This window comes from Flavobacterium endophyticum (assembly GCF_003634455.1).
Classification (GTDB): domain Bacteria; phylum Bacteroidota; class Bacteroidia; order Flavobacteriales; family Flavobacteriaceae; genus Flavobacterium; species Flavobacterium endophyticum.
The window spans coordinates 1-12,263 of record NZ_RBLC01000002.1 but is presented as its reverse complement, the minus strand read 5'-3'; the positions used below and the strand labels follow the sequence as shown (position 1 = coordinate 12,263).

Below are 12,263 nucleotides of genomic sequence, written 5' to 3'. Positions count from 1 at the left end.
ATAAAAATGAGCGAATTAAGCGTAAATCATTTATTAGGAATAAAATATATCAACAAACAAGATATTGACCTTATTTTTGAAACAGCCGATCATTTTAAGGAAGTCATTAACCGTCCGATTAAAAAAGTCCCTTCGCTTCGAGATATTACCATTGCCAACATATTTTTTGAAAACAGTACAAGAACCAAGCTTTCGTTCGAATTAGCCCAAAAGCGACTTTCGGCTGATGTCATCAGTTTTTCGGCAGCCCAGTCTTCGGTCAAAAAAGGAGAAACCTTGATTGATACCGTAAACAATATCCTTTCGATGAAAGTCGATATGGTCGTAATGAGGCATTCCAATCCAGGAGCGGCTTATTTCCTTTCTCAGAATGTAAATGCGAGTATCGTCAATGCAGGCGATGGAGCGCATGAGCATCCGACTCAAGGTTTGCTGGATTCTTTTACTATCAGAGAAAAATTAGGCGAAGTAGCGGGAAAGAAAGTAGTTATTGTAGGCGATATTTTGCATTCAAGAGTAGCGCTGTCTAATATTTATGCCTTGCAGATGCAGGGAGTCGAAGTAAAAGTCTGCGGACCAAAAACCCTGATTCCAAAATATATTGAATCTTTAGGAGTTACTGTCGAGCCAAATCTGAGAAAAGCTTTAGAATGGTGCGACGTGGCCAACATGCTACGCGTGCAGAACGAACGAATGGACGTGAATTACTTTCCTTCTACAAGAGAATACGCACAGCAGTATGGAGTAGACAAAGCCTTGTTAGATTCGTTGAGCAAAGAAATTGTAATCATGCACCCGGGACCTATAAACCGAGGCGTTGAGATTTCTTCGGATGTAGCCGATTCGCAGCAGTCTGTCATCTTAAACCAAGTCGAAAATGGCGTGGCAATACGAATGGCGGTGATTTACTTATTGGCTTCAAAAATCAAGCAATAGCTAGCAAAAAGACAAAAACCTTTGTAACTTTGAATTGCTGCAAAGGAAATTCGTATTTCATAAAATAAATAAAATGAAAGTAGATCAAAAAGGACATACTACCGTAATAAAAGATACTCAAGGGAGTGTGAATTCCTTCCTTGAAAAAGTGACGAACGAATACGGCAGTTTTAAAAATCAAAACCTTATTTTGGATATTTCGGCCGATAAAGAGGTAACGCTTGACCAAGTATTATCTTTCCTTTCTTTGTCTAACAAACATAGAAAAGCAAAAAAATCATTTGTCTTAGTAATTAACGATTTTGATTTTAACGAAGTTCCTGATGAGATGATTGTCGTTCCTACGCTTCTTGAAGCGCATGATATTATTGAAATGGAGGAAATCGAAAGAGACCTCGGGTTCTAATTTATGATTTTAGATTTATGACTTCTGAGGAAGTCATTAGTGTCTTTAAATCAAAATCAAAAATTAAAATGAAGCTTACCATTTTAGGCTGTTATGCCGCAACACCCCGAACCATTACCAATCCGACATCGCAGGTATTGGAAATCAGGGACCGAATGTTCTTGATCGACTGCGGAGAAGGAACTCAGGTCCAGTTGCGGAAGAATAAGATCAAATTCTCGAAAATAAACCACATTTTTATTTCGCACCTTCATGGCGATCACGTGTATGGATTGGTCGGACTAGTTTCTACCTACATGCTCCTGAATCGCGTAAACGACCTGCATATTTACGGTCCGAAGGGAATTAAGGAAATCATCACGCTGCAGCTAAAACTGTCGAATTCATGGACCAACTATAATCTCTATTTTCACGAATTAGAATCGACAGTATCTGAAACCGTTTTTGAAGACGATAAGGTTGTCGTTAAGACCATTCCCTTAAAACATAGGATTTATACAAATGGCTACTTGTTCCAAGAAAAATTTAGCGAAAGAAGGCTGAATATTGACGCTGTACAGCACTACGAGATAGACCAAGTCTATTACAGAAAAATCAAGCATGGCGGTGATATTACTTTAGAAGACGGTCGTGTCATTCCAAATACAGAACTGACTTTTGATCCCGAAAAACCGAAAAGCTATGCCTTTTGTTCCGATACGGTTTATAATGAAGATATCCTGCCTTTGATCGAAGATGTTGATGTGCTGTATCACGAATCTACCTTTTTAGAAACCGAAGCCTTGCTGGCGGAAAAAACGATGCATTCTACCGCAAAAGAAGCCGCAAGAATCGCACTGAAGGCAAAAGCCAAAAATCTTGTCTTAGGCCATTATTCTACACGATACGAATCTATTTTAAAGTTCAAAGAAGAAGCGGAGACCGTTTTTCCAAATGTGCTTTTGGGAGATGATGGGGAGAGTTTTTCTTTTTAGGCACTAAGGTTCTAAGAAAAGAAATTCATTATTGAAACAACTTAGTTGATTCTCTAAAATAAACCAGCCTAAGTGCCTTAGCGACTCAGAACCTTAGTACCTCAAAACTAAACTGACAAATATCATATCCCAACATTTTAAACTTTGTAACTTTGTGTTTCAGAAACTCTCTATTAAAGAAACATGAAAGACTTAAGCAACTACAGAAAATCATACGAAAAAAGCGAGCTTATCGAAGGCGCTATTCCTGATAACCCTTTTGAATTATTTTCTATTTGGTTTCATGAAGCCGAGGCTATTGGCGGTACCGAAGAGGTCAATGCTATGACCATTGCTACGATTGGCCAAGATGGTTTTCCAAAATCAAGAATCGTGCTTTTAAAACAGTTTACGTCTGAAGGCTTTATTTTCTTTACAAACTACGAATCGGAAAAAGGGAAATCAATCGCAGAAAACCCAAATGTCTGCTTGTCTTTTTTCTGGCCTTATGCTGAAAGACAGGTAATCATTAAAGGCAAAGCAGAAAAAACATCAGATCAAGTTTCTGACGAATATTTCCATTCCCGACCTTTTGGCAGTCAGCTTGGCGCCGTTGCTTCTCATCAAAGCGAAGTCATTTTGAATAGGGAAGTGCTGGAAAATAAAATCCGTACTCTCGAAACGGAATTTTCTGGAAAAGAAATTACGCGACCTTCCTATTGGGGAGGTTATCTTGTGAAACCCCATGAAATTGAATTTTGGCAGGGAAGACCTAATAGATTGCACGACCGCATTCGTTTTCAACTTCAAGATTTGGTTTGGAAAAAAGACCGCCTTTCTTCTTAGAATGTAGGTTTTTACTTCTAAAAAATATAATAACATGCATTTCGTCGATTTTATTTTGCAGTTCAACGATGTTTTTGTAATATTGAATCGTTAAGTAAGAGTTGTGCCCCATCATGATCTTGCTTGATATTTGAAAAAGTTTTCCCAAAGGCTTTTTTGAATCTAAATCTTAATCTACTTAACCTATGAAAGCAATGATGCTCAGAACATTAGTGCCAATGGCTCTGTTGTTCACTATGTTATCCTGTTCTTCGGACTCTTCTGATGAAAACAATGTCCCTAATTCGACCCTCGTAGAGAATTATGACTACAATCCCACAGAATTAGATTTAATGCGCATTATCAACGAACACCGGCAATCCGTTAATTTGCCAATCCTACAGCCAATCAATCATATCTCTTACAAGTCTGAGGAACACAATGAATACATGATTGAGAATAACGTTGTCAACCATGCTTTTTTTGAAGAAAGATCACAAAACCTTATCCAAGTACTTGGAGCGGTAAAAGTTAATGAAAACGTGGCCTACAACTATCAAACGCCACAAGCTGCATTACACGCATGGCTACAAAGTCCTGGCCATAAAGCGAACATCGAAGGAGACTTTACCCATTTCGGAATCTCTGTTCGTACAAGCCCAGAAACAGGACGCAAGTATTATACGAATATGTTCATAAAAAAATAAAAAAGCCGAGACTCAGTAAAAAGGACTGCAGTTTCATGCAGTCTTTTTTTTGAAGCGGCCTAAAAAGATTGTTATTTACGTTCACCTTTCATTTATTACTGATTGCAATAATTCAACAGGAATTATTTTTTTTAGATAATTAATATTAGATGGGGTTTAATTTTCGTGGATTATTTATAGAAGCTTAGGCTGTTTATACAATAGATTCATATAAAGATTGTTCTTTTGTTTTGATTAATCTTTCAGTACCGAATGTGTGAAAACTATTGTATGGGGATATATTTTTAAAATATATTACAGTAGGGTAAATAACAAAAAAAGCATCCTTCTAGTCAAGGATGCTTTTGCTTTTTATGGGCATTTAGGATTATAATTCAGTTATGATAAATTCACTGCGTCTGTTTAACTGATGTTCTTCTTCTGAACATTCAACTCCATCAGCGCATTTGTTTACTAATTGGGTTTCGCCATAACCTTTTCCTGTTAATCGCGAAGCTTGTATTCCATCTTGTATCATCCAAGCAATTGTTGATTTTGCTCTTCTGTCGGATAGTTTTTCGTTGTATTTGTATGTTTGTCGGCTGTCGGTATGTGATCTTACATCTACTTTCATCGTAGGGTATTCACGCATCACATCAACAATTTTAGCCAAATCTGTAGCTGCATCTGGTCGGATGTTCCATTTGTCTAAGTCAAAATAAATAATCTTGATTCCAAATGTTTTTGCTAAATCATCACCCACTTTGACTTTCTTAACTGATTTTTCAAGAGCAATTGGAAGATCGGTTTCACCGCTTTCTTTAGGCAGCGTCACTTTTACTTCTTTAGTAACATACTCTGGTTTTTCAGCTTTTACGTAATACGCTTTACCACATTGTACTTCTTCGAAAATATATTTCCCTGTAGCATCTGATGTAGTTTCTTTTAGCTTGTTGAATTTCTCGTCAGACAAAGTCACTTTTGTGTTTGGAAGGATAGCTCCCGTTTCCATGTCTGTTACGATTCCTGATAAAAGCTGTTCGCAAGCAAATTCTAATTTTTTAGTCTCAAGGAATTTGTAAATGTCATCGTTTCCGTTTCCGCCTTCTCTGTTAGAACTGAAGAAGCCATTGCTGGTTTTTGTATTGATAACAAATCCGAAGTCGTCTTTTTTGCTGTTTGCTGGTTCTCCGATATTTTTTACTTCTTTAAAACTTCCGTCTTTTTCAATTTTTGAAACAAAAATGTCGAATCCTCCAAGGCCAAGCTGACCATCAGAAGCAAAATACAATTCGTTTTCATCCGATACAAAAGGAAAAGATTCTCTTCCAGGCGTATTGATTTTAGGCCCTAAATTTTCTGGAGTTCCAAAACTTCCGTCACCATTAATGCTAACTTTGAAAATATCAGACTGGCCTAACGTTCCTGGCATGTCAGAAGCAAAATACAATGTTTTTCCATCCGGACTTAAAGCAGGGTGGGCCACGCTGTAGTTATTATTGTTGAAAGGCAATTCGGTTACATTGGTCCATTTTTCACCTTCCAGCGTAGCTTTGTAGATTTTCAACAACGTTACTTTGTCGCTACTTTTTCCTTTTTTTCCGTCGTTATAATTGTTTCGGGTAAAGTACATCGTCTTTCCATCTTTGGTAAAAGCTGGAGTTGCTTCATGGAATTTTGTGTTCAGGCTTTTCGCAAATTTTTGCGGAGCAGACAAAGCACCTTCCGGACTCATATCGGCAACATACATGTTTGTGAAATATTGATTGGTCCAAGAATGCTGTCTTTTCGAGAAATTTCCGGTATCTCTAGCAGAAGTAAAGACAACTTTGTCGCCAAAGAAAGCACTTCCATAATCAGAATATTCAGAATTTATACCTGCATTTTCTACATTGTATCTTCCGGAATTCTTCTTGATTTCTTCTAGATAATTTTTTCTTTCCTCGTATAATTTTCCTCTAGAATCGATGCCCGACTTTTGGTTGAATTTTTCAAGCATTTCGTTTGCTTTGCTATAATCACCGATACCTTTCAAAGATTGAGAATAACGATAATAGTATTCGGCGTCTACATCTTGTGTCATTGCAAAAAGCTCACCGTACCATTTCGCGGCATTTTCCAGATCAGCATTGAAATAATAAGAATTTCCAAGCTTCTGAAGCATGTCTTGCGATTTGTATCCTTTTTCTGCAACACGCTCGTATGTTTTTATTGCATCGACGTAAGCGTATTTTTCGTATTCCTTATCCGCTGATGCTACAGCCGCTTTTTGAGAATATCCGCTGATACAGATGATGCTTAAAAAAGCTATATATGTAAATTTGATTTTCATAATTACGCAGTATTAGAAGAACCTAGGTGAAGTTACTTTGTTGAATTTGTTGAAAAGCTCGAATCGTAGGAACACCTCATGTGAGCCCGAGTTGTAGTTGGACAGTTTTGTCGTTTCTAGATCGTATCCGTACCCTACGAATATTCCATCGGTAACTTGAAAACCGGCCATTGCGCTTACCGCGGCATCCCATCTCCAGGCAGCTCCAATCGTAAATTTGTCGTTGAACAAAAAGTTCCCAGACACATCAAGCTGTAGGGGAGCCCCTTCAATTGTTTTCATAAGGAAAGCGGGCTTGAATTTGATAGTAGGGCTTAAGTCGAATACATACCCTCCGATTAAGTAGAAATTCATTCTTTCTTTGTATACAGAAACAGAATTGTCTTCATATCGAGTCGATTCGAAAAAGTTAGGCACAGAAAGACCTACATACAATTTATCGGAGTGAAAATAAACTCCGGCACCAACGTTTGGCGTAAAATTATTGTTGAAATTTTGCAAATGCGGATCTCCTGCATCGGCTGGATTTAATTTGTTTACGTCTAAGCTGAATAGGTTTGCTGTTCCTTTGATACCAAATGAAAGATTATACGTTTCCGATGTCTTTACAGTATAAGAGATGTCTGCCGAAATTGTATTTTCGTCAGTTGGACCGATCCTGTCATTGACAAAAGAAAGTCCAACACCTAATTTACTATTATTAATAGGAGTATTTAAAGAAACTGCATTGGTCACAGGAGCACCGTCTAATCCAACCCATTGGGTTCTGTGAAGGCCAAAAATGCTCATGACGCCTCTTGAACCAGCATAAGCCGGATTTATATTAATAGTGTTGTACATATACTGCGTGTATTGTGCATCTTGTTGCGCAAAACCTGCAAAACCTGCCAACATTAAAGCGAAAAATAAAAATTTTGTTTTCATTTATTTTGTTTGTTTAGTTCCAGGGACTTACATCCCTGGAAGTTAGACTTTATCTATTAATATATAGATAGCTTGCTTTTTCTCTAGATTTTCCATCAGCATCTACGTATTTAAGTACGTAGTAGTATGTTCCATCAGGCAATTCTTCTGATTTTTTAACTGTTGCTCGACCTTCTGATATTCCTCTGAATACTTTATTTGTATTATCATATCCTTGGGCATCGAATACTAAAACACCCCAACGATTATAGATTTCTACCGTATTATTTGGGTAACAATCAAGACCTTCAATCATAAAGAACTCATTTAGAGTATCTCCATTTGGTGATATTGCATTGTGTACGATGATTTCGCAAGGCGCTAAAACGATACATTCGTCATTTACATTCATGTTGACTTGAATAGTTCTAGGACAATCGCCATTAGCGATAACATAGCTCAAGATGTAATCTCCAAGTGCAACTTGCGCAGGATCAAATGTACTTCCTTGCAATCCGCCTGAATTATTAGTATCAACCCATGTACCTGTTGTTTCTACTGAACCATCAAGCAATGTGAACAAATCAATTGAAAGATCCTCGACACACAGTTCGCTAGGAATTGTTTGTGTTGGGCTTGTTATCGTAACATTTACAGTTTGTGTAAATGTATTAGAATTGCCACAGCTGTCAGATGCAGACCAAGTTCTCACGATAGTATAACCTGTTGCTGTCTGATTTTCAATCTGTTCATCAAATATAACATTTTCTACTGAAGAACAAGAGTCTGTGAATTGTAAAGCTGGCGCATCTGGAATAGCACTACAAACTACATTTATCGTTCCTTCAAAAGGAGTAATTAATGATGGAGCAGTATTATCTTCTACTGTGATGGTTTGGGTTGCTGAAGTTGTATTTCCACATAAGTCAGTAGCAATCCAAGTTCTTGTTATCACTGAATCACCAGTACAAGCTCCATTCGCTGTAGTTTCTGTCATCGTAACTGTTGCAAGGCTACAGTTGTCAGTTGCCGTTAGAGTTACTGCTGTTGGAATTGCTCCACAAGCTACGGTAACGTCTGCCGGTACAGTCTCAACAAATGTAGGGGCTTGCGTATCGCTTACCGTTATTGTCTGGATATGTTCTACAGTATTTCCGCAAAGGTCGGCAGTCGTCCATTTTCTTGTAAGCGTGTAGCTTCCGGCGCAAGCACCATCAGTTCTAGTTTCAGCAAAAGTTACAGTCGCACTTCCGCAAGCATCAGTTGCAGTCAATACAGCCGGAGCCGGGATATTGTCGCAAGACGCAGCCACTTCAGCCGCAGGCAGTGTTCCTGCAAATACAGGAGCCTGGGTATCGGTTACGGTTACTGTCTGAGTATGCTCGGCTGTATTTCCGCAAAGGTCGGCAGCCGTCCATTTTCTAGTAAGGGTATAGCTTCCAGCGCAGGCACCATCGGTCCTTGTCTCGGCGAATGTTACAGTCGCAGTTCCGCAGGCATCGGTTGCAGTAAGCGTAGCCGCTGCAGGTATGTTACTGCAAGATACAGCAACATCAGCAGGAGGTGTCCCTACAAATACAGGAGCCTGGGTATCGGTCACGGTCACTGTCTGAGTATGCTCTGCAGTATTGCCGCAAAGATCGGCAGCGGTCCATTTTCTTGTCAGGATATAGCTTCCAGCGCAGGCACCATCGGTTCTAGTTTCAGCAAAAGTTACAGTCGCACTTCCGCAAGCATCGGTTGCAGTCAATACAGCCGGAGCCGGGATATTGTCGCAAGACGCAGCCACTTCAGCCGCAGGCAATGTTCCTGCAAATACAGGAGCCTGGGTATCAGTCACGGTCACTGTTTGCGTATGCTCCGCAGTATTTCCGCAAAGGTCGGCAGTCGTCCATTTTCTTGTAAGCGTGTAGCTTCCGGCGCAAGCACCATCAGTTCTAGTTTCAGCAAAAGTTACAGTCGCACTTCCGCAAGCATCGGTTGCAGTCAATACAGCCGGAGCCGGGATATTGTCGCAAGACGCAGCCACTTCAGCCGCAGGCAGTGTTCCTGCAAATACAGGAGCCTGGGTATCGGTTACGGTTACTGTCTGAGTATGCTCGGCTGTATTTCCGCAAAGGTCGGCAGCCGTCCATTTTCTTGTCAAGGTATAGCTTCCAGCGCAGGCACCATCGGTCCTTGTCTCGGCGAATGTTACAGTCGCACTTCCGCAAGCATCAGTCGCAGTCAATACAGCCGCAGCCGGGATATTGTCGCAAGACGCAGCCACTTCAGCCGCAGGCAATGTTCCTGCAAATACAGGAGCCTGGGTATCGGTCACGGTCACTGTCTGAGTATGCTCCGCAGTATTTCCGCAAAGGTCGGCAGCCGTCCATTTTCTTGTAAGGGTATAGCTTCCAGCGCAGGCACCATCGGTCCTTGTCTCGGCGAATGTTACAGTCGCAGTTCCGCAGGCATCGGTTGCAGTAAGCGTAGCCGCTGCAGGTATGTTACTGCAAGATACAGCAACATCAGCAGGAGGTGTCCCTACAAATACAGGAGCCTGGGTATCGGTCACGGTCACTGTCTGAGTATGCTCTGCAGTATTGCCGCAAAGGTCGGCAGTCGTCCATTTTCTTGTAAGCGTGTAGCTTCCGGCGCAAGCACCATCAGTTCTAGTTTCAGCAAAAGTTACAGTCGCACTTCCGCAAGCATCAGTTGCAGTCAATACAGCCGGAGCCGGGATATTGTCGCAAGACGCAGCCACTTCAGCCGCAGGCAGTGTTCCTGCAAATACAGGAGCCTGGGTATCGGTTACGGTTACTGTCTGAGTATGCTCGGCTGTATTTCCGCAAAGGTCGGCAGCCGTCCATTTTCTAGTAAGGGTATAGCTTCCAGCGCAGGCACCATCGGTCCTTGTCTCGGCAAAAGTCACAGTCGCGCTTCCGCAGGCATCAGTCGCAGTCAATACAGCCGCAGCCGGGATATTGTCGCAAGACGCAGCCACTTCAGCCGCAGGCAATGTTCCTGCAAATACAGGAGCCTGGGTATCGGTCACGGTGACTGTTTGCGTATGCTCCGCAGTATTTCCGCAAAGGTCGGCAGCCGTCCATTTTCTTGTAAGCGTATAGCTTCCGGCGCATGCACCATCGGTTCTTGTCTCGGCAAAAGTTACAGTCGCACTTCCGCAAGCATCAGTTGCAGTTAACGTAGCTGCAGCCGGGATATTGTCGCAAGACGCAGCCACTTCAGCCGCAGGCAATGTTCCTGTAAATACAGGAGCCAGGGTATCGGTCACGGTCACTGTCTGAGTATGCTCCGCAGTATTTCCGCAAAGGTCGGCAGCCGTCCATTTTCTAGTAAGGGTATAGCTTCCGGCGCAGGCACCGTCAGTCCTGGTCTCAGCGAATGTCACCGTTGCAGTCCCGCAAGCATCAGTTGCAGTTAACGTAGCCGCAGCCGGGATATTGTCGCAAGACGCAGCCACTTCAGCCGCAGGCAATGTTCCTGCAAATACAGGAGCCTGGGTATCAGTCACGGTCACTGTTTGTGTATGCTCCGCAGTATTTCCGCAAAGGTCGGTAGCCGTCCATTTTCTTGTCAAGATATAGCTTCCGGCGCAGGCACCATCGGTTCTAGTTTCAGCAAAAGTTACAGTCGCACTTCCGCAAGCATCGGTTGCAGTCAATACAGCCGCAGCCGGGATATTGTCGCAAGACGCAGCCACTTCAGCCGCAGGCAATGTTCCTGTAAATACAGGAGCCTGGGTATCGGTCACGGTCACTGTCTGAGTATGCTCCGCAGTATTTCCGCAAAGGTCGGCAGCCGTCCATTTTCTAGTAAGGGTATAGCTTCCAGCGCAGGCACCATCGGTCCTTGTCTCGGCGAATGTTACAGTCGCAGTTCCGCAGGCATCGGTTGCAGTAAGCGTAGCCGCTGCAGGTATGTTACTGCAAGATACAGCAACATCAGCAGGAGGTGTCCCTACAAATACAGGAGCCTGGGTATCGGTCACGGTCACTGTCTGAGTATGCTCTGCAGTATTGCCGCAAAGATCGGCAGCGGTCCATTTTCTTGTCAGGATATAGCTTCCGGCGCAGGCACCATCGGTTCTAGTTTCAGCAAAAGTTACAGTCGCACTTCCGCAAGCATCAGTTGCAGTTAACGTAGCCGCAGCCGGGATATTATTACATGAAGCCGTTATGTTTGAAGGAAGGGTTCCATTGAATGTCGGAGCCTGCGTATCAGTCACGGTCACTGTCTGGGTATGTACCGCAGTATTTCCGCAAAGGTCGGTAGCCGTCCATTTTCTTGTAAGGGTGTAGCTTCCGGCGCAGGCACCATCGGTCCTAGTCTCAGCGAATGTCACCGTTGCAGTTCCGCAGGCATCGGTTGCAGTTAACGTAGCCGCAGCCGGGATATTATTACATGAAGCCGTTATGTTTGAAGGAAGGGTTCCATTGAATGTCGGAGCCTGCGTATCTGTCACGGTCACTGTTTGTGTGTGTACGGCAGTGTTCCCGCATAGGTCGGTAGCCGTCCATTTTCTTGTAAGCGTGTAGCTTCCGGCACAGGCACCGTCTGTCCTTGTCTCCGCAAATGTCACAGTCGCGCTTCCGCAGGCATCGGTTGCAGTAAGCGTAGCCGCAGCCGGGATGTTTCCGCAAGCTGCCGTAATGTTTGATGGCAATGTTCCTGCGAATACAGGAGCCTGGGTATCAGTCACGGTCACTGTCTGGGTATGTACGGCAGTATTGCCGCAAAGATCGGTAGCCGTCCATTTTCTTGTAAGGGTATAGCTTCCGGCGCAGGCACCATCGGTTCTTGTCTCGGCGAATGTCACCGTTGCAGTTCCGCAGGCATCGGTTGCAGTTAACGTAGCCGCAGCCGGGATATTATTACATGAAGCCGTTATGTTTGAAGGAAGGGTTCCATTGAATGTCGGAGCCTGCGTATCTGTCACGGTCACTGTTTGTGTGTGTACGGCAGTGTTCCCGCATAGGTCGGTAGCCGTCCATTTTCTTGTAAGCGTATAGCTTCCGGCGCAGGCACCGTCTGTCCTTGTCTCGGCAAATGTCACAGTCGCGCTTCCGCAGGCATCGGTTGCAGTAAGCGTAGCCGCAGCCGGGATGTTTCCGCAGGCAGCATTTATGCTGGCAGCAGGCAATGTTCCTGCAAATACAGGAGCCTGCGTATCAGCCACGGTCACTGTCTGGGTATGTACGGCAGTATTGCCGCAAAGG

General features: G+C 43.0%; 8 protein-coding genes. 5 read left to right on the top strand and 3 right to left on the bottom strand.

Annotation, left to right across the window (positions count from 1 at the left end):
- Positions 1-6: 6 nt before the first annotated feature.
- The 5 genes from CLV94_RS09645 to CLV94_RS09625 all read left to right on the top strand — a co-directional run bounded on the left by CLV94_RS09645 (position 7) and on the right by CLV94_RS09625 (position 3,827).
- Positions 7-936 (top strand): aspartate carbamoyltransferase catalytic subunit, encoded by a 930-nt coding sequence (locus tag CLV94_RS09645; protein WP_121376288.1) that lies wholly within the window; start codon positions 7-9, stop codon positions 934-936.
- 73 nt (positions 937-1,009) lie between these two features.
- Positions 1,010-1,342, top strand: a complete 333-nt coding sequence (locus CLV94_RS09640; RefSeq protein WP_121376287.1) for a ribonuclease Z — start codon at positions 1,010-1,012, stop codon at positions 1,340-1,342.
- A 68-nt stretch (positions 1,343-1,410) separates the two neighbouring features.
- Positions 1,411-2,316 (top strand): ribonuclease Z, encoded by a 906-nt coding sequence (locus CLV94_RS09635; RefSeq protein ID WP_121376611.1) that lies wholly within the window; start codon positions 1,411-1,413, stop codon positions 2,314-2,316.
- A 183-nt stretch (positions 2,317-2,499) separates the two neighbouring features.
- A complete protein-coding gene (gene pdxH, locus CLV94_RS09630) occupies positions 2,500-3,141 on the top strand; it encodes a pyridoxamine 5'-phosphate oxidase (RefSeq protein WP_121376286.1) in 642 nt (213 codons plus the stop codon).
- A gap of 194 nt (positions 3,142-3,335) precedes the next feature.
- A complete protein-coding gene (locus CLV94_RS09625) occupies positions 3,336-3,827 on the top strand; it encodes a CAP domain-containing protein (protein ID WP_317125113.1) in 492 nt (163 codons plus the stop codon).
- 367 nt (positions 3,828-4,194) lie between these two features.
- Here the strand turns inward: CLV94_RS09625 and CLV94_RS09620 are convergent, their stop codons facing one another.
- The 3 genes from CLV94_RS09620 to CLV94_RS09610 all read right to left on the bottom strand — a co-directional run.
- Positions 4,195-6,138, bottom strand: coding sequence for an OmpA family protein (locus CLV94_RS09620; protein ID WP_121376284.1), 1,944 nt, complete (start codon positions 6,136-6,138; stop codon positions 4,195-4,197).
- A 12-nt stretch (positions 6,139-6,150) separates the two neighbouring features.
- Complete coding sequence (locus tag CLV94_RS09615) at positions 6,151-7,062, bottom strand: PorP/SprF family type IX secretion system membrane protein (RefSeq protein WP_121376283.1); 912 nt, start codon at positions 7,060-7,062, stop codon at positions 6,151-6,153.
- Between the two features lie 49 nt (positions 7,063-7,111).
- Positions 7,112-12,263: gliding motility-associated C-terminal domain-containing protein (locus tag CLV94_RS09610; RefSeq protein WP_147406611.1), on the bottom strand; the 5,152-nt coding region annotated here is incomplete at its 5' end.